General features: G+C 45.2%; 20 protein-coding genes and 1 other annotated feature. Of the genes, 18 read left to right on the forward strand and 2 right to left on the reverse strand.

Features of this window, described 5'->3' with window-relative positions:
* Positions 1-8: 8 nt before the first annotated feature.
* From TRNA_RS27560 to TRNA_RS27570, 3 genes are all read left to right on the forward strand, one after another.
* A complete protein-coding gene (locus TRNA_RS27560; RefSeq protein ID WP_011197759.1) occupies positions 9-584 on the forward strand; it encodes a hypothetical protein in 576 nt (191 codons plus the stop codon).
* A gap of 84 nt (positions 585-668) precedes the next feature.
* Positions 669-1622, forward strand: coding sequence for a BMP family ABC transporter substrate-binding protein (locus TRNA_RS27565; RefSeq protein ID WP_011197760.1), 954 nt, complete (start codon positions 669-671; stop codon positions 1620-1622).
* A gap of 10 nt (positions 1623-1632) precedes the next feature.
* Positions 1633-1818 (forward strand): ComZ family protein, encoded by a 186-nt coding sequence (locus TRNA_RS27570; protein ID WP_011197761.1) that lies wholly within the window; start codon positions 1633-1635, stop codon positions 1816-1818.
* Positions 1819-1870: 52 nt separating this feature from the next.
* Here the strand turns inward: TRNA_RS27570 and TRNA_RS27575 are convergent, their stop codons facing one another.
* The gene (locus tag TRNA_RS27575; RefSeq protein WP_011197762.1) at positions 1871-2113 is read right to left on the reverse strand and encodes a hypothetical protein; all 243 of its coding nucleotides are present in this window, start codon (positions 2111-2113) and stop codon (positions 1871-1873) included.
* A 169-nt stretch (positions 2114-2282) separates the two neighbouring features.
* Here TRNA_RS27575 and TRNA_RS27580 point away from each other — a divergent pair, with 169 nt between their 5' ends.
* From TRNA_RS27580 to TRNA_RS27625, 10 genes are all read left to right on the forward strand, one after another.
* Entirely contained in the window at positions 2283-3221 is a 939-nt protein-coding gene (locus tag TRNA_RS27580) for a beta-ketoacyl-ACP synthase III (protein ID WP_011197763.1), read from the forward strand.
* A 21-nt stretch (positions 3222-3242) separates the two neighbouring features.
* Positions 3243-4481: a beta-ketoacyl-ACP synthase II gene (fabF, locus tag TRNA_RS27585; protein ID WP_009328845.1), complete on the forward strand. Its 1239-nt coding sequence runs from the start codon at positions 3243-3245 to the stop codon at positions 4479-4481.
* Between the two features lie 87 nt (positions 4482-4568).
* On the forward strand, positions 4569-5357 hold the full coding sequence (locus tag TRNA_RS27590) for a DUF2268 domain-containing protein (protein ID WP_009328844.1): 789 nt from the start codon (positions 4569-4571) through the stop codon (positions 5355-5357).
* A 191-nt stretch (positions 5358-5548) separates the two neighbouring features.
* Complete coding sequence (locus TRNA_RS27595) at positions 5549-6523, forward strand: ABC transporter ATP-binding protein (RefSeq protein ID WP_009328843.1); 975 nt, start codon at positions 5549-5551, stop codon at positions 6521-6523.
* Between the two features lie 42 nt (positions 6524-6565).
* Positions 6566-7549, forward strand: coding sequence for an ABC transporter ATP-binding protein (locus tag TRNA_RS27600; protein WP_035339430.1), 984 nt, complete (start codon positions 6566-6568; stop codon positions 7547-7549).
* 112 nt (positions 7550-7661) lie between these two features.
* Positions 7662-9305, forward strand: coding sequence for a peptide-binding protein (locus TRNA_RS27605; RefSeq protein WP_003180598.1), 1644 nt, complete (start codon positions 7662-7664; stop codon positions 9303-9305).
* 78 nt (positions 9306-9383) lie between these two features.
* A complete protein-coding gene (locus tag TRNA_RS27610; protein ID WP_011197765.1) occupies positions 9384-10334 on the forward strand; it encodes an ABC transporter permease in 951 nt (316 codons plus the stop codon).
* 19 nt (positions 10335-10353) lie between these two features.
* Positions 10354-11268, forward strand: coding sequence for an oligopeptide ABC transporter permease (gene opp4C / locus TRNA_RS27615; protein ID WP_003180601.1), 915 nt, complete (start codon positions 10354-10356; stop codon positions 11266-11268).
* Between the two features lie 292 nt (positions 11269-11560).
* A complete protein-coding gene (locus tag TRNA_RS27620) occupies positions 11561-12826 on the forward strand; it encodes an MFS transporter (protein WP_011197766.1) in 1266 nt (421 codons plus the stop codon).
* Positions 12827-13041: 215 nt separating this feature from the next.
* Entirely contained in the window at positions 13042-13794 is a 753-nt protein-coding gene (locus tag TRNA_RS27625) for a YjbA family protein (protein ID WP_003180605.1), read from the forward strand.
* Between the two features lie 244 nt (positions 13795-14038).
* Here TRNA_RS27625 and trpS read toward each other — a convergent pair whose 3' ends face one another.
* Entirely contained in the window at positions 14039-15031 is a 993-nt protein-coding gene (gene trpS / locus TRNA_RS27630) for a tryptophan--tRNA ligase (RefSeq protein WP_011197767.1), read from the reverse strand.
* 52 nt (positions 15032-15083) lie between these two features.
* Positions 15084-15305: a binding site (T-box leader), on the reverse strand.
* Between the two features lie 461 nt (positions 15306-15766).
* On the opposite strand from trpS, the gene TRNA_RS27640 reads away from it, so the two are divergent.
* From TRNA_RS27640 to TRNA_RS27660, 5 genes are all read left to right on the forward strand, one after another.
* Complete coding sequence (locus TRNA_RS27640) at positions 15767-17392, forward strand: peptide ABC transporter substrate-binding protein (protein WP_011197768.1); 1626 nt, start codon at positions 15767-15769, stop codon at positions 17390-17392.
* A 95-nt stretch (positions 17393-17487) separates the two neighbouring features.
* Positions 17488-18423 carry an ABC transporter permease gene (locus TRNA_RS27645; protein WP_003180611.1) on the forward strand — a complete coding sequence of 312 codons (936 nt, stop codon included), beginning with the start codon at positions 17488-17490 and terminating at the stop codon, positions 18421-18423.
* 4 nt (positions 18424-18427) lie between these two features.
* Positions 18428-19345, forward strand: a complete 918-nt coding sequence (locus TRNA_RS27650) for an ABC transporter permease (protein ID WP_003180613.1) — start codon at positions 18428-18430, stop codon at positions 19343-19345.
* 13 nt (positions 19346-19358) lie between these two features.
* Complete coding sequence (locus tag TRNA_RS27655) at positions 19359-20426, forward strand: ABC transporter ATP-binding protein (RefSeq protein ID WP_003180615.1); 1068 nt, start codon at positions 19359-19361, stop codon at positions 20424-20426.
* A 1-nt stretch (position 20427) separates the two neighbouring features.
* Positions 20428-21351, forward strand: a complete 924-nt coding sequence (locus tag TRNA_RS27660; protein ID WP_011197769.1) for an ABC transporter ATP-binding protein — start codon at positions 20428-20430, stop codon at positions 21349-21351.
* The last annotated feature ends 194 nt before the right edge of the window (positions 21352-21545 follow it).

Consider the following 21545-nt stretch of genomic DNA (forward strand, 5'->3'; position numbering starts at 1 on the left):
TCCATCGAATGAAGCCGGCACTTGTATATGGAGCAGATGAGTTCTTCGGCCTTTCATTTTGTGAACATCTACTTGAAGAGGGTGTTGACATAGATGTAAAGCTGGAACAGACAAGCGACGAAAAAAAGCTGATGTACCTCGAAGAGCGGCTGATGTGGCTGGGAAGAAACGAGCATTTCCGTCTCATCGAAAAAGAGCTTGAAGCCCCGTACGAACAAGTCTTCATCCAATACACAGGCTCAGTGCCGGAAGAAGCGCTGGCTGCAGGCGTTGAAAACAAGCCTGTTATTCTGTTTGTCTACCAGGAACAATTGGAAGAGGATTTACGCGCCGGCATGGAGGAAAAGGGTGTTGAACTGATCGTGCTTCCGGATCTGTTCGGTCCGTGGGACGTCAGGGCAGAGGATAAACAAAACAGGGACGGAGCGCTTTTTGTGAACGACGCGGCCGCACAAGCCGCTGCCTGTGCTGTTGAAAAAGATTTTTCAGATTTGCAGTTTGTACAGAAGACGCCATACGATAAAGCCGATGAGATCATTGAAGAATGGATCAGACAAATGTCTACATTTTTCGACAAAAAATAAGAAAGATCTTCCTAATTTACACTTGAAAGGATACAATAAAGATAGATTTGAATTGCTGTTTTTCGAAAGGGAGTTGAACATGGCATGGTGTACAGGCTTGTCGCGATTTTTTTCATTCTCCTGGCGCTAAGCGGCTGCGGACAATCGCCGCTGAAAGGGAAAATTGAAAAAGTCGGTTTGCTTGTCCCTGATACGATAAATGACCAAGTATGGGGAACCAAAGGATATAAAGGATTATTAAGAATACAATCCGTCTACAATGTCGACGTCTATTATAAAGAGGGAATCGATAATGACGCTGCCATTAAAATGGCTGTAGAAGATTTTCACAAAAAAGGCGTCAACCTCATCTACGGGCACGGAAGCGAATATGAAAAAGCCTTTAATGAGATATGCAAAGATTATCCTGATATTCATTTTGTTTTAATGAACTCGAAAGCCGACCACCAAAATGTGACAAGCATATCGCTTGAAGGAGAAGCGATGGGGTTCTTCGGCGGAATGACGGCGGCCCATCAGTCAAAAACAAAGAAAATCGGCGTGCTCGCAACGTATAAATGGCAGCCTGAAGTAGAAGGATTTTCCGAAGGGGCTAAATACCTCGATCCGGACATTGAGGTGATGACAGAATATGTCGGCCAGTGGGACGACAGCGAAAATGCCGTCAAACTGTATGAAAAAATGAAGAAGGCAGGCGCGGATGTTGTGTATCCGGCCGGAGACGGGTATAATGTCCCTGTCATTGAACAAATCAAAAAGGACGGGCTGTACGCTATCGGCTATGTAAGCGACCAGTCGGAATTGGGTGAGAATGTCGTTTTGACAAGCACTATACAGCATGTAGATGACGCTTATGAACTCACCGCCGACGAGTTTAATAAAGGAACGCTTAAAGGCGGCAAGCGCTCATTTGACATTCAAGACGGCGTCATCGAAATGGGAGAATTCAGCCCTGTTGTCGATCAGTCATTTCAAGAAAAGATGAATCGGCTGATTGACGAATACAAAAAAACAAACAAACTGCCAAACGAACATTGAGGTGATCAAGATGCACGAAAAATCAATGGAATTTTTGCAAATTGCCATGAAGTACGTTCCGGAAGCGAAAGCAGAGATGGAGAAAGCGGGAATCGAACTTTCCCCGGAAATGCTTGAGCCATTCATGAACTTGTTTACGAAAGTGATGGCCGAGGCTTACGAGCTCGGTAAAGCGGAAGCCGGTTCAGACGCCTGACTTAAACGCCCGCAAACGCTTAAAAAGCCACTTTTCAGAAGAAGTGGCTTTTTTATATGGAAATCTTATTTTTCAAAGCGCTGACCATTGAGCCGATTTCTTTAAACACAGGCTTCAGCTCATCGAGCGAATCCATAATTTCTCCAACCTGATTCAACACGTGCATATAATCGGCTTCTTGGGATACTTCAGCGTCTTCGGCGGTTTCCGCTTCCGCATCCGTCTCCGTCTCTTCATGCCTGGCGGGTGCATTTGAGCCAAACATCATTTTTGTGAAAAAATCGTCGTTCGCCACTCTTCATTCCCTCCTTTTTCATATATATCACTACTATATGAAGGTTTTGGTCTGCTAGATTAGACGAATATATTGCCAACTAAAAAAAAATAGGGTAGGATTAGTACCAGATACTAATAATTACTCATAACATTAGTTGGAAAAAATCATGAATAAAGGAGTCTTTCCTATGAAAGCTGGAATTATTGGAATCGGCCGGTACATCCCTGAAAAGGTGCTGACCAATTTCGACTTGGAAAAAATGGTTGAAACTTCTGACGAGTGGATTCGTACAAGAACAGGCATAGAAGAAAGAAGAATCGCAGCCGAAGATGAGAAAACGTCCGATATGGCTGTGGCCGCCGCAAGAAGAGCGATGGAAGATGCAAACATCGAGCCGGAAGATCTTGATATGATTCTCGTCGCCACCGTTACTCCTGATCAGGCATTCCCGACAGTGTCCTGCATGATTCAAGAAAAGCTCGGTGCATTCAATGCCTGTGCAATGGATATCAGCGCAGCGTGCGCCGGTTTTATGTACGGCTTAGTCACTGGAAAACAGTTTATCGAAGCCGGCACATATAAGCATGTGCTTGTCATCGGAGTTGAAAAGCTTTCAGGCATTACGGACTGGGATGACCGCAATACCGCCGTTCTGTTCGGAGACGGTGCGGGCGCCGCGGTTGTCGGCCCTGTCAGCGACGATAAAGGGATTCTGTCCTTTGAACTAGGTGCAGACGGCAGAGGCGGAAAACACTTGTACTTGGATGAAAAAGATCATACAATCATGAATGGCAGAGAAGTGTTCAAGTTTGCCGTCCGCCAAATGGGTGAATCCAGTGTAAATGTTATTGAAAAAGCGGGATTATCCAAAGAGGATGTCGACTTTTTGGTGCCGCACCAAGCCAACATCCGGATCATGGAAGCGGCGCGCGAACGTTTGGAGCTTCCGGTCGAAAAAATGTCGAAAACGGTTCATAAATACGGAAACACATCAGCTGCTTCTATTCCGATTTCTCTTGTGGAAGAGCTTGAAGCTGGTAAAATAAAAGACGGTGACGTCATTGTGATGGTCGGCTTCGGCGGAGGTTTGACATGGGGAGCCATCGCCATGCGCTGGGGCCGCTAAAAGAAAGGTGAGGTGCAACTTATGAATAGTAAAAGAGTAGTCATTACCGGATTAGGAGCTTTATCACCTCTTGGTAATGACGTCAAAACAAGCTGGAACAACGCGATCAACGGGGTTTCCGGAGTCGGCCCGATAACAAGGGTGAACGCGGACGAGTATCCTGCTAAAGTAGCCGCAGAACTGAAAGATTTTAAGATAGAAGATTATATGGATAAAAAAGAAGCGAGAAAAATGGACCGCTTCACACAATATGCCGTTGTGTCGGCGAAAATGGCCGTGGAAGACGCGGGCCTCGACATTAACGAAAGCAACGCAGACCGGATCGGCGTCTGGGTCGGTTCCGGAATCGGCGGCCTTGAAACGCTTGAACAGCAGTTCGAAACATTTTTAACAAAAGGACCGCGGCGCGTCAGCCCGTTCTTTGTACCGATGATGATTCCTGATATGGCGACCGGCCAGATTTCGATCTCTCTCGGTGCAAAAGGGGTCAACTCTTGTACGGTGACGGCTTGCGCGACGGGTACAAACTCAATCGGCGACGCTTTCAAGGTCATTCAGCGCGGCGATGCCGATGTCATGATCTCCGGAGGAACGGAAGCCCCGCTTACAAGAATGTCATTTGCCGGCTTTTCAGCCAATAAAGCGCTATCCACTAATCCGGATCCGAAAACGGCAAGCCGTCCGTTTGACAAAAACCGCGACGGCTTCGTCATGGGAGAAGGAGCTGGAATCGTCGTTCTTGAGGAGCTTGAGCACGCCTTAAACCGCGGAGCGACAATCTACGCGGAAGTGGTCGGCTACGGATCAACGGGAGACGCCTATCATATTACGGCACCTGCGCCAAATGGAGAAGGCGGCGTCAGAGCCATGAAAGAAGCGATCAAAGATGCGGGTCTGTCCCCTGTGGACATTGATTATATCAATGCTCATGGAACAAGCACGCCGTACAATGATAAATTTGAAACGATCGCCATTAAAGAAGTGTTCGGAGAGCATGCCTACAAGCTTGCCGTCAGCTCGACAAAATCGATGACAGGGCACTTGCTCGGGGCTGCCGGAGGCATCGAAGCGATTTTCTCCGTCCTTGCCATTAAGGAAGGCATCATTCCTCCGACAATCAATATCGAAACGCCTGATGAAGATTGCGATCTGGACTATGTACCGGATCAAGCCCGCCGCCAGGACGTGAATGTTGTGCTCAGCAACTCGCTTGGTTTCGGCGGACACAACGCAACGCTGATCTTCAAAAAATATGAATAACCCGCAATATAAACGGCTGCCATTTTAAATGGTGGCCGTTTTTTTTAGCGTGCATACCATACAGATGAAAAAGGAGTGTGATCTAAAATGAGTATAGCAAGCACGTATGAATGGCTTGAACAGGCTTCATCCGTGCGGGAATTGCCAAGCTTTCTCCTGCCGTATTTTAAAGGCGCTTCAAAAGCGGATGCGGCGGCGATTGTCAGCCACCTGCAGATCCACGGCTTGTTCCGTTCGTGGACGGACGGCGAACGTACGATGAAGCAGCTTAAGGAAAACGGCGTATTTCAGCATGTCAGACGGGAAGAACAGCTGCTCTGCAAAAGATGGAACGGGCCGGATGTTCCGATTTTCATCCTGCCGGTCGATGAAAGAAACCGCAAAATCCGCGTCGAATTCGGCTCGAAATCAGGCCTCGCGTTCAGCGACAAATTATTTTTGTTTTTATCGGCCGATCTTCCCCGGTCTTCAATTTCTGCGATCATGACACACGAATATAATCACGTTTGCCGGTTAGAAAATATGCCGAAAGAAGAAAAAAAGATGACGCTGCTTGATACAATCATTCTCGAAGGCCTTGCAGAATATGCCGTTTTCGAACGGCTGGGAGAAGCCGAAACAGCCGCATGGACGTCATATTACTCCGAAAAGCAGCTTCGTCATTTCCAGGACCGGTTCGTAAAGCCTCATTTCGACCTGCGCCGACACGATGGCCGGCTATTCTCCAATATTTTATTTGGAAAAGGACATTACCCTGACATGCTCGGATATGCTGTCGGTTACAGTATTGTGAAAAAATATTTATCGGCTCGAAAATTGAAGGTTGCCGATGTTTTAGCCTTTCCGTCAGAAGACTTTATAAAGCTATCGCTTTAAAATACTAAAATTATGGGATTAAATTAATATTATTACAAAAAATCAAAAAACTCCTTGCTTTTGTAATGATTATGTAATAATATACAACTATAAAATTTTAAGATAATTCAGTCATATTAAGAAAATTCTAAAAAAGTAATATATTAGTTTTTTGTGATATTTAACTTCTGGTCTATGGAAGGGGAATCTGGATGAGCGCATTGCTGGAAGTCAATGATTTAAAAACTTATTTTTTTAGGAAAAAACAGCCGATACCTGCAGTGGACGGCGTCGATTTTTCAATTAAAAAAGGGGAAACCGTTGCGCTGGTCGGTGAATCGGGATCCGGTAAAAGCATTACCTCTTTGTCAATCATGGGACTGGTCGAGGGCTCGGGCGGAAAGATCATGAGCGGCTCTATCAAGCTCGAAGGACAGGATCTCGTTACATACAAAGAACAAGATTTATGCAAGATCCGCGGAAATGAAATCTCCATGATTTTTCAGGAACCGATGACCTCGCTCAATCCGGTTTTGACGATCGGCGAACAAATCACAGAAGTGCTGATCTATCATAAAAAGCTATCGAAAAAAGAAGCCGCCAAAAAAGCGGTAGAATTATTAAAGCTTGTCGGATTTTCAAGAGCCGGCGAGCTGATGAAAGAGTATCCGCACCGCCTGTCGGGCGGCATGAGGCAGAGGGTCATGATCGCCATTGCCTTAAGCTGCAATCCGAAGCTGCTGATCGCGGATGAACCGACGACAGCGCTTGACGTCACCATTCAAGCCCAAGTGCTGGAACTGATGAAAGACCTATGCGACAAATTCGATACCTCCATACTTCTCATTACCCACGATCTCGGCGTTGTGTCCGAAATTGCGGACCGCGTGATCGTCATGTATTGCGGACAAGTTGTTGAAAATGCCACAGTAGACGAGCTATTCGACGAACCCCTGCATCCCTATACAAAAGGACTGTTAAACTCCATCCCTGTCATTGAAGGCTCCATTGAAAAATTAACAGCCATTAAAGGAAATGTGCCGACGCCTGACAACCTTCCTGCCGGCTGCCGGTTCGCTCCAAGGTGTCCGAGCGCGGTCGACAAATGCTGGGGGGCGCAGCCAGACTTGAAAACGCGTCCGGACGGCCGGTCTGTCAGATGTTTTTTATATGAGGAGGGAGAATAAGGGATGACTTCATCAGCTGAACAATTACAGCCCGGACAGGAAATGAACCCGCAAGAATCCCTTCTGGAGCTGAAAGACGTCAAAAAGTACTTTCCGATCCGCTCAGGGATTTTTCAGAAAAAAATCGGCGATGTCAAAGCGGTGGACGGCATCAGCTTTTCGCTTAAACGCGGCGAAACGCTCGGCATTGTCGGTGAATCGGGCTGCGGAAAGTCGACCGCCGGACGGACGATGATCCGCCTTTATAAACCGACGGCAGGGCAGATTTTTTACAAAGGCCGCGACATTTCAAGTTTGTCGGAAGAAGCTTTGAGAAAAAGCGTCCGCAAAAACATCCAGATGGTTTTCCAAGATCCGTTTGCCTCACTGAACCCGAGAAAAACGCTGCGTTCCATCATCAAAGAACCCTTCAACACGCATCATATGTACAATTTCAAAGAGCGCAACGAAAAAGCCGAAGAGCTTTTAGCCAAGGTCGGGCTGCACCCGTCGTTTGCGAACCGCTATCCCCACGAATTTTCCGGGGGGCAGCGCCAGCGGATCGGAATCGCGCGGGCGCTGGCTTTAAATCCGGAGCTTATTATCGCCGATGAACCGGTATCCGCATTGGACGTGTCAATCCAGGCTCAAGTGATCAACCTGATGGAAGAGCTTCAGGAAGAATTCAATCTGACATATTTGTTCATTTCCCATGACTTGAGCGTCGTCCGCCATATCAGCGACAGGGTCGGCGTCATGTATCTCGGCAAAATGATGGAGCTGACAGACAAGCATGAGCTGTACGGCAACCCGCTTCATCCATACACGCAGGCGCTTCTGTCCGCCGTTCCCGTCACTAGGAAGAAAGGCGGAACAAAGCGGGAGCGAATCGTTTTAAAAGGCGAGCTGCCGAGTCCCGCCAACCCTCCGAAAGGCTGTGTCTTTCATACGAGGTGTCCGGCCGCAAAAGCGATTTGCGCGGAAGCCGAACCTGCTTTCAAGGAAGTGAAAACAAACCATTTCGTGGCATGTCACCTTTACGAATAAAGGGGAAGGCCGTCACATATTAAATCCTTGAGAGGGGGAATGTCTTCTTTAAAAAACGGGGGTCAATCGGGTGGAAAGAAGGACAACAGTTTAATAAGGGGGAATTCATAAAATGAATAAACGCAAAACAGGATTTTCAATTTTAAGCTTGCTGCTGATCTTATCGATTTTTCTAACGGCCTGCAACAGCGGCGAAGTCGGAGGGGATGAAAAAGAAGGCAAATCTGACGGGAAGCCGCAGCAGGGCGGAGATCTGATTGCTGGATCCACAGGTGAACCGACGCTGTTTAATTCACTGTATTCAACTGATACAGCAAGTTCAGATATTGAAAGACTGATCTACAACACTTTGTTAGACGTTAATGAGAAACTTGAAGTGGAAAACCAACTCGCTGATGAAGTAAAGGAATCGGAGGATGGGTTAACATTCGATGTGAAGCTAAAAGAAGGTGTCAAGTTTCACGACGGTGAAGAAATGACAGCCGACGATGTCGTTTTTACTTACAGCATTCCGATGAGTGATGAATACGTTGGAGAACGCGGCTCAAACTTTAAAATGATAGAGTCTGTCACGAAAAAAGGTAAATATGAAGTGCAGTTTAAATTAAAGAAGCAGGATCCGTATTTTTACAATGTTACACTTGCCAGTTACGGTATTCTGCCTAAGCACATTTTAAAAGATGTCCCAATCAGCAAACTCGGTGAACACGAATTCAATCGAAAGAATCCGATTGGAACAGGACCGTTTAAATTTAAAGAATGGAAAGAAGGACAATATGTAAAGGTTGAGGCTTTTGATGATTATTATGCCGGGCGTCCTCATTTAGATTCGATCACGTATAAAATTATTCCGGATTCAAATGCAGCGCTGTCACAGCTGCAAGCTGGAGATGTCGATTACTTGGTCGTTACACCAGGACCAGACTATAAAACGGCCGAGAAATTTAACAATGTGAAGATGGAAACCGATTTAGGTTTGAATTATACGTATATCGGCTGGAACGAAAGAAATGAGCTGTTTAAGGATAAAAAGGTTCGCCAAGCGCTGACACATGCGCTTGACCGCCAGGCGCTCGTTGACCAAGTTCTAGATGGAGATGGGGAAATCGCGAACATCCCGGAAAGCCCGCTTTCATGGAACTACCCGGATAACAAAGATAAGTTTAAAACGTTTGAATACGATCCAGAGAAAGCAAAAAAACTGCTCAAAGAAGCAGGATGGACAGACTCAGATGGTGATGGGATTTTAGATAAGGACGGCAAAAAGTTTTCTTTCGTTATTAAAACGAACCAAGGAAACAAAACACGGGAAGACCTCGCGGTTGTTGTTCAGCAGCAATTAAAAGAAATTGGGATTCAAGCAAAACCGCAGATTGTTGAATGGAGTGCTTTAATTGAACAAATGAACCCGCCGAATTGGGATTTTGATGCGATGATCATGGGCTGGAGCCTTGCTACGTTCCCTGATCAGAGCAACATTTTCCATTCGAAAGAAGCTGAAAAAGGACTAAACTATGTTTGGTATCAAAATGAAAAGCTTGATAAACTGCTGGATGAAGCTAAAACGTTGAAGGACCGTGAAGAATATAAAAAGGCGTATGAAGATATTTACGAAATTCTGGCGGAAGATCAGCCGTATACATTCTTGTATTATACGAATTACCATAGAGCGATGCCTAAAAATATGAAAGGCTACGTATTCCATCCGAAAGAAGATTTCTATAAAGCCGAAGACTGGTGGCTGGATCAAAAATAACGAGAATCCCTTGAGGGAAGTGTAGCTTGCAGCTTCCTTCCCTTCCTTCTTAATGACTTTTAAAAAAGGGGATAAAAAATGATTACATATATCATTCGAAGGACGCTCATGTCGATTCCAATATTATTTGGTATTACAATTTTGTCATTTGCGATTATGAAAGCAGCGCCGGGAGATCCAATGGCATTGATGATGGATCCGACCATCAGCGCGGGAGACCGTGAAAAATTCATTGAAAAATACGGGTTGGATGAACCTGAACACGTTCAATATTTAAAGTGGCTCGGAAATATGGTTCAAGGTGACTTCGGTACTTCAATCGTTAGAAAAGGAACGCCAGTGACTGATTTGATTATGGCGAGGCTGCCGAATACGTTATTGTTAATGCTCGTTTCAACCATTTTGGCTCTCCTCATATCGATCCCGCTTGGAGTGCTTTCAGCTAGGCGGCCATATTCTAAATTGGATTATGGCATCACATTCACATCATTTATCGGTCTTGCTGTCCCAAATTTTTGGCTTGGACTGATTCTAATCATGTTTCTTGCTGTTAATTTAGGATGGTTTCCAACCGGGGGCGTTATGACTCTGAATGCCGATTTTAGTTTATGGGATCGCATTCATCATCTAATTTTGCCTGCATTCGTCCTGGCGACCGCAGATATGGCGGGACTCACCCGCTACACGAGATCGAGCATGCTTGATGTGCTCAGGCAAGACTACATGCGGACAGCGAGAGCAAAGGGTTTTAAAGAAAATCGTGTCGTGTACAAGCATGGGCTTCGAAATGGTTTGCTTCCGGTTATTACGATCTTTGGTCTGATGATTCCTTCTTTCATCGGCGGAGCTGTCGTTACTGAACAGATTTTCAGTTGGCCAGGACTTGGAAAGCTGTTTGTCGACTCTGCTTTCCAGAGGGACTATCCTGTCATTATGGCAATGACGGTTATTTCAGCCACACTTGTTGTCATTGGGAATTTAGTTGCGGATATTCTTTATGCAATGGTCGATCCGCGGATTGAGTATTAATGAAGGAGGGAATTGATTCATGACACAGACAAATCCATCGACACCTTCGCCGGAGATCACATTGCAGGAAAATGTCGCACCAAAGCCCGAGACAATGACAAAAATCTTTTTTGAAAAGTTTTATAAAAACAAGCTGGCGGTAATTGGAGGAGTTTTATTATTTATTATTATCCTATCAGCGATTTTTGCTCCGGTGATCGCTCCATACCCGCCGGAACAGCAAAACCTTCTGAATAAGCTAAAACCGCCAAGTGGTGAACATCTAATGGGAACAGACAAGTTTGGCCGAGATATTTTCAGCCGTTTACTTTATGGGGCTCGGGTTTCTTTACTTGTAGGCTTTGCCTCTGTACTTGGATCGATTACGATAGGTACGGTGGTCGGCGCAATCGCCGGCTACTTTGGCGGAATAATCGACGCTATTATGATGAGACTGGTGGATATTGTATTATCCATACCCGACATCTTTCTGTTAATCACGCTGGTCACCATCTTCCAGCCGGGCATAGATAAACTGATTTTAATATTCGCCTTGACGAGATGGACGACGACAGCGCGCCTTGTCCGGAGCGAGTTTTTGTCCTTGAGGTCGAGGGAGTTCGTCTTGGCGGCGAAAACGATCGGTACAAGAAATTACAAAATCATTTTTTCTCATATCCTTCCGAATGCGATGGGGCCGATTATCGTTGCCGCGACGCTTTCCGTCGGTACCGTAATCCTTGCGGAATCGGCATTAAGCTATCTTGGATTCGGGGTTCAGCCGCCGATGGCAAGCTGGGGAAACATGCTTCAGGATGCACAGAACTTTACGATCATGATCCAGGCGTGGTGGTATCCGCTGTTCCCGGGCCTGATGATCCTGCTCACTGTGCTGTGCTTTAACTTCTTAGGCGACGGACTCCGCGATGCGCTTGATCCGAAGAATATTAAATGATTTATGCAGTGTATTACAGAGGAAATATTTTAACAAAATGGAAGGTCAATAGATTTAGTTTCAATGAATGTATGTAGTGGACATTGAACGAATGTTTCCTGTTAGTCGATAAAGAACACTTTCATAAATGAGGTACCAAAGGGAATATCATTCGTAAATCTTTGGTATCTCACTTTGTTCAAACAGAAGCAGGTCTTCCAACTCCTGAAGATCTTTTGGAACTGTTAGATGAACAAATGGGCGCTGTAGCAAAAAAATAAATCGCTTTGTTAAATGAATAGAGGTTTTAACGATGTTAAGCGTATTGAAAAATAAAAACTTTTTATTTTTGATATTAGGGCGTTTGGTAACCAATATTGGGGACAGTATGTATACAGTTGCGGCAATGTGGCTTGTGTTTGATTTATCAAAAAGTACATTTTATTCCGGATTAGCTGGTTTTTTGACGATGTTCCCAACTGTTTTGCAATTTTTAACAGGTCCGATTGTTGATAAAGTCAGATTAAATAAAGTTTTGGTTTGGAGTCAACTCATCCAAGCTATTTTGGTGTTGATTATTCCGCTTTTTTATTTCATTGGATATTTGAACATTTGGATCATCATGATGATTATGCCTCTTATCGTATTCATTGAGCAATTTACTTATCCTGCGCAATCTGCCGCACTGCCTAAAATAATCAAAAGTCAAGATCTAGTTAAAGCAAACTCACTTATGTCATTTTCATATCAAGGTACAGATATTATATTTACTGGTATTGCAGGTATTGTGATTGCTTCGGCAGGAGCTATAAGCATATACTTAGTTGACTCTTTCACTTTTTTGTTAGCGGCGCTGTTTTTTAAGTGCGTAAAATTAGAACAAAAAAATGAGATAGAACATAAGCCCCGATTCCACTTCAAAAAAGTCATACACAATTATACAACGGATATAAAAGAGGGATTTACACTCATTCGTCATTCCCTCATTCCAAAAATCCTCTTGGGCTCGATGATTTCTAACTTCATGCTTAGTGCGACGATTGTGATTTTGCCAAGCTTCTCTTCGATTAGAGGAGGAGAAGAATACTATGGATATTATTTGGCTTCCATGTCATGCGGTTTACTGTTAGGTTCAATATTCGCAACAGTGTTTGGCCGATTCGCGATAGGATCACTTACGATATACGGATTTTTCATTTCAGGGGTTTTATGGAGTATTTCGGCGATCGCCACCTCTTCATACATATCGATTATTTTATTTGGTTTGTCTCAAATATCCATCGGCGTGACAAACGTCATTTTCATGTCCATTTTGCAAAGCATACTGCCGGAAGAGTTTATAGGGAGAGTTTTTTCTTTTATCGCAAGTTTGACAAGCATAGCAGCTCCTTTTGGATCTTTGCTGGGAGGGTTTACCGCGTCATTGATCGGCAGCGATAAGGTTTTCTTTATAGGAGGAATTGCCATGCTGTTTGTATCTGTTTATTGGGTGTTTCAGTCTTCTTTAAGATCAATTCCTTCATCAGAAAAAATAAACGCTAAAGAATACAGCTTTTTTACAAACGTGTTGAATAAATAATGTGTGAATTGCTTCATTCAGTCATCATGATTTTGCCCATTGTCTGGACTCCGCGATGCGCTTGATCCGAAGAATATGAAATAAAAAGCTGAGGGATTGCCGCCCTTGGCTTTTTTTTTAACGGCGATTGCCATAATCTCATCCGCTTGGAATAAATTCCTGCCCCCTTGCCTATACTGTGGACAACAGTTTTTATTAAAAGTGAGGGGTTAGAAATGTTGTTTCTTCATGATGTGTGGGTGAATTGGTTTGAGGGAGAAGAAAATGGCTACAACGTCTGCCACTTTCATGAATGGCGGAAGGAAGACAGTGTTGAATTGCTTGACCAGGTGCCTTTGTTAAGGGTGTCGTCCGTTTTGTTTCACTACATAGAAAATGATTTGTCAGAGCTTCCGGCCGAATTATTGAACGAGGTTCATCAAAAAGCGTATATTCGTAAAAATCATGAGCGGACACAGCTTGATCATTGTTTCGTCGTAACGGACGGCATTGGTATTCTCGCGGTCGATACGGCCGGTTACACAATACCGGTAAGAAAAAGCCGCCTCATTCCGAGACAGGAGCAGCTCGTTTATGAAATGGTGAAGGACGTTGAAGCGGAAACTTACGAGTTTGCACCAGAGAAGCTGCAATCTTCCAAAGAATACCACATTTTATCTTTATCACCGGAGCATGTCAGAGGATTAACGAGAAAAGAACGCCAGCTCAAACAGCTGCTGTTCATGGCGCTCGATCAGCTCAAAGGGCTCCAAAATCGGGCCGAGATCGCTTATTGGTACACCGAATGGAATCCGTATATGTATGAACAGATCAAGCGCATGACATTTGAAGAAATCTGGGACATGCTTTTCAATGAGACGATCGACGGATGGTCAGACAAACACAGGGACTTTTGTGAAAATTTGATTAAAGGACAGCCGTTTTTTGAAAAGCTTTGGGAAATTGAGAATGAGTCTAAAGTCAACTAAATTAAGAATCAAGACTGCCGGAAGTACGGCGGTCTTTTTATTTGTAAAAGCGAAAATTCTATATTGAAAAATAAAAAATATGAGCTGTCTTTCTGACAAAGCGGTCAATGAAGGACTGGAGACATGTGTTTTGAATCATTTATTATAGAAATATCGTGATCCGGAGGCAAGTGAATGCGGAGCTGCGGCTGTTCTCTATGAAAAACACCTTCCGATTATCGTACAATCGGAAGGTGTTTTTGGATCAGCGTCTTTTTCGGCCGAGTCCCATCGCGTTTTCCATTTTTTTTAGCATCTTGTTTGCTGTTTGATTTGCGCGTTCGGCGCCTTCGTCCAAAATCCGGTCCAGCTCTTCAGATTCGATCAATTCGTGGTAACGGTCTTGAATCGGTTTCAGCGCGCCGATGACGACTTCGGCAAGGTCTGATTTAAATTCGCCGTAGCCTTTGCCTTCGTATTTTGCTTCAAGCTCTTCGATTGAGGCTTGTCCGAGAATCGAATAGATCGTCAGAAGGTTGGATACACCGGGTTTGTTTTCTTTATCATATTTGACGATTCCGTCGGAATCCGTGACAGCGCTTTTGATTTTTTTCTCAAGCTGTTTTGGTTCGTCGAGCAGGGTGATGAACGCTTTTTGGTTCGGATCTGATTTGCTCATCTTTTTGAGCGGGTCGGCAAGTGACATAATGCGGGCGCCGACCTTCGGTATTTTAACCTCCGGAACCGTAAAAATGTCATTATATTTCTTATTGAAACGCTCCGCCAAGTTCCGGGTTAATTCAAGATGCTGCTTCTGATCTTCTCCGACAGGGACGACGTCTGTTCCATAAAGCAGAATGTCCGCAGCCATTAATGGAGGATATGTCAAAAGCCCGGAGACGACAGCTTCTTTTCCGGCTGATTTATCTTTGTACTGCGTCATGCGCTCAAGCTCGCCGATGTAGGCGACACACTGAAGCATCCATCCCGCCTGGGCGTGTGCAGGCACTTCCGATTGGATAAACAGCGTCGCTTTTTTCGGATCGAGGCCGATCGCCAAATACAGCGCGGCAAGGTTCCGGATGTTCTTTCTCAGCGCGAGCCGGTCCTGCGGTACTGTGATCGCGTGCTGATCGACGATGCAGAAGTAACAGTTGTAGTCATCCTGCAAGTCGACAAACTGCTTCATCGCTCCGATATAGTTGCCGAGGGTGACAGAGCCGCTCGGCTGGATACCGGAAAAAATCGTTTTTTTCATGTGAATCCCTCTTTCCATTTCAAAATAAAAAGGCCCATTCTTCCCTTAAAAGAAAAGGGACGAATGAACCGTGGTGCCACCCTGATTATTTCATTATGGTCAAAATGAAATCGCTTTAGACGTTTGTAACGGAGTCTTCTCCGGCTGAGCCTACTTATCCGTGTTCGGTCAGCTGCTCCGAAGCCCATTCCACATTCGCCATTATCCGCTCCCAGCACCGCGGACTCTCTTTAAATGGGAAGAAATGTGTACTCTTCTTCTTCATCGCATGTTATTCATAATTTTATTATATATAAATTTTAAATGAAAGTCGACAGCCTTGGGGAAAAGAAAACGAATACCGGGCTGAATAAAGTTGGCGCGGCGGCATCTGGTTCGATATAAAGAATGGTTAATGTTATACGTGTAAAACGTTTTAACCTGTAAAACATAAACTTTCCTTTTAATGTGGTTACGCTTTAAAACAGAGAAGTGTATTTGTACATTTGGCAGAAAACCTGACAATCATAAATAGTTTGAATAAAAAAATAATTGAAAATTAATATTGCAATAAATTATTCTATTAATTATAATGAATTTGTTCACCTCGGTGTTACAGGTTTCTTACATAACAAATATTCAGAAAAGACGAAACAGAGGAAAAAGTATGGCAAGTGGGCCTATTACTTTTTTATGATAAATCTGAATGTTCAGGAGTAAGGAACTAAAAAAACAAGAAATTGGGGGGGTTTCTCTTTGAAGAAGCGTTTGTCATTTATCAGTTTAATGCTCATTTTCACACTCGTCCTCAGCGCCTGCGGCTTCGGCTCAAGCTCCGGTGACGGCGGTAAAAAAGACAGCAAAGGGAAAGACACATTAAATGTCAACATTAAAACAGAACCGTTTTCACTACATCCGGGACTCGCAAACGATTCGGTGTCTGCAAACGTGCTTCGTCAGACTTTTGAAGGATTGACGACAATCGGTAAAGATGGAAAGCCGGTTGAAGCGGCAGCCGAAAAAATCGAAGTCAGCGACGACCAAAAAACATACACATTCACGCTCCGCGACGCGAAATGGTCAAATGGAGATCCTGTAACAGCAGAGGATTTTGAATACGCATGGAAATGGGCGCTCGACCCTAAAAACGAATCGCAATATGCGTATCAGCTTTACTACTTAAAAGGCGGAGAAGCAGCGAACACCGGCAAAGGGAAAATTGAAGATGTCGGCGTTAAAGCTGTTAATGATAAGACTTTAAAAGTCGAGCTTGAAAAACCGACACCGTATTTTACTGAACTGACAGCATTCTACACATATATGCCAGTCAATAAAAAGGTAGCAGAGAAGAATGCGAAATGGTACACAAACGCAGATGAGAACTACGTATCTAACGGACCTTTCAAAATGGCGAAATGGAAGCACAGCGGAAACATCGTACTGGAGAAAAACGACCAGTACTGGGATAAAGACGCTGTTAAGCTGAAGAAAATCAATATGGCGATGGTCAACGATCCGAACACTGGTCTGAACATGTACAAAAAAGGCGAGCTAGACTTTGTAGGACAGCCGCTTGACCAGATTTCAACGGATGCGATTCCAAGCCTGAAAAAAGAAGGCCTGAACATTGATCCGTTCGCATCGGTTTACCTGTACAAATTCAACACTGAAGCGGCTCCGCTGAACAATGTCAACATCCGTAAGGCGCTGACATACGCGATCAACCGCGAAGCGATCGTCAAAAACATCACGCAAGCGGAACAGCTGCCTGCGATGGGATTAGTGCCGCCGGCGGTCCACGGCTTTGAATCCAACAAAGGCTATTTCAAAGACCATGATGTCGATAAGGCGAAAGAACACTTGGAAAAAGGCTTGAAAGAGCTCGGTTTGAAAAAAGCGTCAGACCTTCCGAAAATCACGCTTTCCTACAACACGGATGAAGCGCACCAAAAAATCGCTCAAGCCGTTCAGGAAATGTGGAACAAGGAACTGGGCGTAGATGTGGAATTAGGCAATGAAGAATGGAACGTTTACATCGATAAGCTCCATGCCGGAAACTATCAAATCGGCCGTTTAGGCTGGACCGCCGACTTTAACGACGGGATGAACTTCCTTGAAACATACCGCGACAAAGAAGGCGGAAACAATGATACGAACTGGGAAAACGCGAAGTATAAAGAGCTGCTGAATAAAGCATCAAGAGAAACTGATTCAGCGAAACGCATCGAGCTGATGAAAGAAGCGGAAAGCATCATCATGGATGAGCTGCCGGTCGCACCGATCTACTTCTACACAATGCCGTATCTTCATGATGAAAGCTTAAAAGACTTTGTTCTGACCGGTACAGGTGAGATCTATTTCAAAACCGCGCATTTTGAATAAAATTGCATGAAAGTATATGGGGCTTAGACTTTCCCCCCATATACTTTTATTTATGAAAAGAAGTTAATAGACTGAATATTCGGAGGTGTGTAAAATTGATTAAATATTTAGGCCGTCGTCTTGTTTATATGTTAATTTCTCTCTGGGTTATCGTAACAGCTACCTTCTTCCTGATGAGAGCGATACCGGGCGGACCCTTTTCAGGCGAGAGGAAACTTCCCCCTGCAATTGAAGCCAGTCTCAATTCCTACTATGGTTTAGACCAGCCTCTTTTTAAACAATATCTCGATTATTTAGTATCGGTAGCAAAGTGGGATTTCGGGCCGTCATTTAAATATAAGGGACAAACTGTGAACGACTTGATCAGCTCAGGGTTCCCGATTTCTTTTACACTCGGATTGGAAGCGATTTGCCTTGCGCTCGCTTTCGGCGTATTGTTCGGCGTGATCGCCGCGCTGAAGCGAAACAAGTGGCAGGACTACACAGCGATGATCATTGCGGTTGTCGGGATCTCTGTGCCGAACTTCATCATGGCCGCGCTTCTCCAATACGTGCTGGCAATGAAGCTGGGCATGTTTCCTGTCGCGCAATGGGAGTCATGGGGACATACTGTGCTTCCTGCAATCGCTGTTGCCTCGATGCCGATGGCGTTTATCGCCCGTTTGACGCGCTCCAGCATGCTTGAAGTGTTGAGCAGCGACTATATCCGCACGGCGCGTGCAAAAGGTTTGAGCACATCAGCCGTTACGTTTAAGCATGCGATACGAAATGCCATCATGCCGGTTGTTACATATATGGGCCCAATGGCGGCGTCCATTTTGACAGGAACGTTTGTCGTCGAAAAAGTCTTCGGTATACCAGGACTCGGCATGCACTTTGTCACAAGCATTACGAACCGAGACTATACGGTGATCATGGGCGTTACCGTCTTCTTCGGGGCAATCTTGCTGCTTTGCGTCTTGATTGTCGATCTTTTATACGGCTTAATTGATCCGCGCATTAAATTGTTTGGCGCTAAGAAAGGGGAGTAAGAGGATGCAGCAAATACCAAAAGACATGTTTGAACCTGCAGCTGTTGACCATAGCGAAGCCGAAAAGATCTCAAAGAAAAACCTTTCTTTTTGGACAGACGTATTCTTGAGATTTAAAGAAAACAAGCTGGCGCTGTTTGGACTGGTGGTTCTGATCCTGATCGCTCTGATGGCTATCTTCGCGCCGGTGTTCTCAAGCTTTCAATATGAAGAAACAGATTTAACGAATGCGAACCAGCCGCCAAGCGGTGAGCACTGGTTTGGAACAGATGACCTTGGAAGGGACGTATTCGTCCGTACATGGGTCGGCGCCCGCATCTCGCTGACAATCGGACTCGCTGCTGCGCTGATCGACGTTTTGATCGGTGTGATATGGGGTGCGATTTCCGGCATCAGAGGCGGACGTACGGATGAAATTATGATGAGAATAGCAGATATTTTATGGGCGATTCCTTCTTTATTAATGACCATCCTGCTGCTCGTTGTTATGGGAAAAGGCCTGATCACGATGATCGTGGCGATGGTTATTACGGGCTGGATCAACATGGCGAGAATCGTCCGGGGCCAAGTACTCCAGCTTAAAAATCAGGAGTTCGTACTCGCCTCAAGAACATTGGGAGCGAAAAACTCGCGCATTATCAGAAAGCACCTGCTGCCCAACATCATGAGCCCGATCTTGGTCACCATGACATTAACCGTTCCTACGGCTATTTTCTATGAGGCGTTTTTAAGCTACCTCGGCCTCGGGGTTCCGCAGCCGCTTGCAAGCTGGGGAACGATGGCAACAGACGGTGTTCAGGGATTGGAATACTACCCTTGGCGCCTGTTCTTCCCGGCTACTTTTATCTGTCTGACCATGTTTGCATTCAACGTTATCGGCGACGGACTGCGCGACGCTTTAGATCCGAAGCTGCGTAAATAAAGGAGTGAGAAAGATGAAACACTTACTTGAAGTGAAAGATTTAGCCATTTCTTTTAAAACATACGCCGGAGAAGTACAGGCGATCCGCGGCGTCAACTTTCATGTTGACAAAGGAGAGACGCTTGCGATCGTCGGTGAATCCGGATCAGGTAAAAGCGTCACTTCACAGGCAATTATGAAACTGATTCCGATGCCGCCGGGCTATTTTAAAAACGGACAAATCTTATTTGACGGACAAGACCTGGTTCCGAAAACGGAAAAAGAGATGCAGTCGATCAGGGGAAAAGAGATCGGCATGATCTTTCAGGATCCGATGACTTCTTTGAACCCTACAATGAAAGTCGGCCGCCAAATCACAGAAGTGCTGTTTAAGCATGAAAAAATCTCAAAAGAAGAGGCCAATAAGCGGGCGGTAGAGCTTCTCAGCCTTGTCGGAATTCCGATGCCTGAACGCCGCGTCAACCAGTATCCGCACGAATTCAGCGGCGGGATGCGGCAGCGCGTCGTCATCGCAATGGCGCTTGCGGCCAATCCAAAGCTTTTAATTGCGGACGAACCGACAACGGCTCTTGATGTGACGATTCAGGCGCAGATTTTAGAGCTGATGAAAGACCTGCAGAAAAAGATCGAGACATCCATCATTTTTATTACGCACGATCTCGGCGTTGTCGCGAACGTCGCCGACAGAGTCGCCGTCATGTACGCGGGACAGATTGTGGAGATCGGTACGGTCGACGAGATTTTCTACAATCCGAAGCATCCGTATACATGGGGGCTGCTGGCTTCAATGCCGAGCCTTGACAATGACGGTGATGAGGAATTAATGGCGATACCGGGCTCTCCGCCGGATTTGACCAATCCGCCGAAGGGCGATGCCTTTGCGTTAAGAAGCCCGTACGCAATGAAAATCGATTTTGAACAGGAGCCGCCGATGTTTAAAATATCTGATACACATTATGTGAAGTCATGGCTTTTGCATCCGGATGCTCCAAAAGTCGAGCCTCCGGCGGCTGTCAAAAGCAAGATGAAGGAGTTTAAAAATCAGTATGAAAAACCGGTTCAAGTGAAAGAAGGTGAATGACATGGCAGAAAAACTGCTCGAAATCAAGAATTTAAAACAGCACTTTTCAACGCCGAAAGGGATTGTAAAAGCTGTTGACGGAATCTCTTTTGACATTTACAAAGGGGAAACGCTCGGTCTTGTCGGAGAGTCCGGCTGCGGAAAGTCGACGACCGGCCGTTCGATCATTCGTTTGTATCAAGCGACTTCCGGAGAAGTCTTGTTTAAGGGAAAGAATGTCCACGACAAAAAGTCTGCCAAGGACCTTCTCGAATTCAACCGGAAGATGCAGATGATTTTTCAGGACCCGTATGCATCCTTGAATCCGCGGATGACGGTTGCCGACATCATCGCAGAAGGTATTGACATCCACGGTTTGGCCAAAACGAAAAAAGAACGGCTTGAGCGCGTTCATGAACTCCTCAATCTCGTCGGCTTAAATAAAGAACACGCGAACCGCTATCCGCACGAGTTTTCCGGCGGACAGCGCCAGCGGATTGGAATCGCAAGGGCGCTGGCGGTCGAACCGGAATTCATCATTGCCGATGAACCGATCTCTGCACTGGACGTGTCCATTCAGGCGCAAGTCGTCAATTTAATGAAGGATTTGCAAAAGGAAAGAGGACTGACATACCTTTTCATCGCTCACGATCTGTCGATGGTCAAATATATCAGCGACAGGATCGGCGTCATGTATTTCGGGAAGCTTGTTGAATTGGCGCCGGCAGATGAATTGTATGAAAATCCGCTTCATCCGTATACACAATCATTGCTTTCCGCCATTCCTCTGCCTGATCCGGATTATGAGCGCACGCGCGTGCGGAAGACGTATGATCCGTCCGTCCATCAGCTGAAAGGCGACGAACAGATGGAGCTCCGCGAAGTAAAGCCCGGCCATTTCGTCATGTGTACAGAGGAAGAATTTAAAGCCTATCAATCCAAATAAACGAAGCAGGAAGACAGCCGTCACAAGGCTGTCTTTTTTGATGCAGAACCACAGCCGGCAATTTTTTTGAGAAAAAATTTGAAACCTTAGCGTAAGACAACCGTCTTAGTATATGTAGGTAACATGCTCAGCTTCAATGAAGCTCCTTTCTAAAAAAGATTTTGTTTAAACTAAAAAGAAAGCGGGTATATCTA

Source organism: Bacillus licheniformis DSM 13 = ATCC 14580 (genome assembly GCF_000011645.1).
Classification (GTDB): domain Bacteria; phylum Bacillota; class Bacilli; order Bacillales; family Bacillaceae; genus Bacillus; species Bacillus licheniformis.